The 2,568-nt window shown below is 50.3% G+C and carries 3 protein-coding genes; all 3 read left to right on the top strand.

Annotated features, from left to right (window positions below; genetic code table 11):
• A partial coding sequence (locus tag PHI12_15180; GenBank protein ID MDD5512127.1) for a hypothetical protein occupies nt 1-558 on the top strand: 558 nt, incomplete at its 5' end.
• Nucleotides 555-2,015, top strand: a complete 1,461-nt coding sequence (locus PHI12_15175; protein MDD5512126.1) for a hypothetical protein — start codon at nt 555-557, stop codon at nt 2,013-2,015. The genes PHI12_15180 and PHI12_15175, both read left to right, overlap by 4 nt.
• 15 nt (nt 2,016-2,030) lie before the next feature.
• On the top strand, nt 2,031-2,447 hold the full coding sequence (locus PHI12_15170) for a hypothetical protein (protein ID MDD5512125.1): 417 nt from the start codon (nt 2,031-2,033) through the stop codon (nt 2,445-2,447).
• Nucleotides 2,448-2,568: the final 121 nt, after the last annotated feature.

The following is a 2,568-nucleotide window of genomic DNA, read 5'->3' as shown; positions in this document are numbered from 1 at the left end:
ATAAATTTCGTTTACCGCGACCTCTCAAAGCTGTATACAAGGGAAACCATTGAAGAAAACAAGGACTTAGATACCGCCGCCGACCAGGAAGTTTATACCCTTCCTGCCGATTCCAGGCAGATATTCAATGTTTATATCGAAGGAAGCCGGTTGCGCCATATTTACAAAGAAGCCCTGCTCAACCCCAGGCCCAAGGGTATGCCCAAGCGGTGGTATTCTTTCGGCGCAGGCGATAAGGATAAAGACGTAAAGCAGAGGTTTGGCCTTGACCCCGTTCCTTCGGAAGAGGAAGGAGGGCTTAGCATTGTTGTCGCCTATGAGCCGATGCCTGCCGATCTTGTCGAAGATACAGACAAGGTAAAGTATATCCCCGAAGAAAAGCAGTATCTTATCGCCTGGGGCGCTATTGGGATTCTGGCGGGTATAGAAGAGGATTACGATATTGCACAGAACTTTGAATCACGCTACAGGGCGGCGTATAACGAATTAATGATGGAAACGGGGCTTTTCCGGGAAAGCAATTATCCTGCTACGGCAAGGCAGGTGAAGCAGCCATGAGGGAACGGGTTTTAAAGCAGATGCCCGATCTGCCCGCCAGCCCGGAAATGCAGAATTGGGAAATAAGGGACTTTTCCGAAGGGCTAATCGACAAAGCTGACGATAACCTCCTGCCGGAAAATGCGGCGAGGGATTGCCAGAACTTTATCGGGCGCTATATCGGCAGCCTTAAAAAGCGGGGCGGTCAGGCACGGCTGAACCCGGAGGCTGCACTTGACGGCCCGATCCTGGGGCTGTATGCCTATTATTACGGTACGCCCATTGCTACGAGGCGGCTGGTAGCGGCGGCTAACGGAGTAGTGGCCTGGTGGGACTTTAAAGATAAGAAATGGACGAATCTTAAAACGGGCTTAAAGACTACCAACCCTTTTATGTTTGAAACCTGTGTCAACTACATGGTTTGCTTTAACGGTTTGGATAAGCCTTGGAAATGGAACGGAACGGAGGTAACCGATCTGTCTAATGCCCCGGCAGACGGGCAATTTCCTGTATTACACAAAGAAAAGCTGTTTGTAGTGCCGGTAACAGATCCCTCAGCTATATACTGGTCGGAGAGCTTCCAGCCGGAAGAATGGCCAGAGGTAAATTTCTGGAAGGTCAAGGAAGGCGACGGGGACGAGATTACCTGCCTGAAAAAACACCTGGGCGAACTGATAATCTTTAAACGCCGTTCTATCCATTCCCTGCGGGGGACAAGTTTGGACGATTTCCGGTTGGAGGAAATGGACAGCAGGTTAGGCTGTGTCGGCCCTCTGGCGGCGGCGGCGCTTGGCCCTTACCTTTACTTTGTTTCCGATGAAGGCTTATGCGTATTTAACGGTATGAGTGCGACAAATATTTCAGCGGGGCGTATTCCCAAGCTGTGGGACAGGATCAATAAGGAAAAGCTGAATAAGGCTGCGGTAGGGGTATGGGATAACATTGTCTGGTTTGCCCTGCCGGAAGGAGAAAGCACTTACAATAACCTGGTGATTGCCTATATCCCCGGTTCTGACGGAGGCAAGTTCTGGCCCTGGCGGGGAATCAATGCTTCCTGCTTCCAGACGTTTGACGACGGCGCAAAGGTTGTGCTTTATGCGGGAGATTCCAATGCCGGGTATATCAATCAGCAGGACATAGGAACCGACGATTTTGGAGACCCGATTCATGCGTACTGGGAAGGCAGGGCCTTTGATCAGGGCTTGCCGGAGTACGAAAAAAAGGCGAAGCATATTTACGTTCAGGATTCGCCGGAGACGGTAAACGCAGTTATGCTGCAAATATCGTTAGATTACGGAAATTTTAATACACTTAACCTGAGAACCAATGACGGCATGATCCGTGATTTCCTGCTGCCTCACGGCTTTAATAAATGGCGGTACTTAACGCCGAGGCTATCCCATAATCAGCTAGGCCCCTGCGAAGTCAGGGGTTTTTTAGTTCCATACAAAACCGGGCGCAAGCCCAAAGTCAGATAAGGAGCGTGAATTGTTATGTCAATGTCTTACAAAAACGCAGATGATTGCTTGAATACAAAGTTGAGGGATCCGGCAACCCCGTATTTGCAGTTGCATACCGGCAGCCCCGGCGCAGAAGGCACGGCGAACATAGCACAGAAGCCGAGCAGTGGGGGCGCTATTGTTCGCAAGTCAATCTCTTTTGCGGCTCCCACAAGTCATCCATCTAACACAGAGCGCCGGGTACTGTCCAGCGGTGCTGTAAGCTGGAGTGGTACAGAGATTGACGCAGGACAGGAAATCACGCATTTTTCAATCTGGAGTGCATCGACAGGCGGGCAGCCGGAGTTTATTTCCACTGTATCGGTGGCTAAGACAACGGGCTCTGACGGTGTGACTATTGCGGCAGGCGATATTGAGGTTGCGATTGGGGTATTTGCGAAGCCAGCGTAAAAGGCGGTAAGGGAGAGGTTGATGATAATGGCGCAAATTAATCCATTGCAGGGTTACGATCTAATTGTGAACCTAAAATTTGCCGAACCCGAAGGGGATTGTCATGTTTATTTGCATAGAG

It is taken from the genome of Dehalococcoidales bacterium (genome assembly GCA_028716225.1).
Lineage (GTDB): Bacteria > Chloroflexota > Dehalococcoidia > Dehalococcoidales > UBA5760 > UBA5760.
The sequence above is the reverse complement of the archived record's forward strand: the minus strand, read 5'-3'. Positions and strand labels throughout refer to the sequence as shown.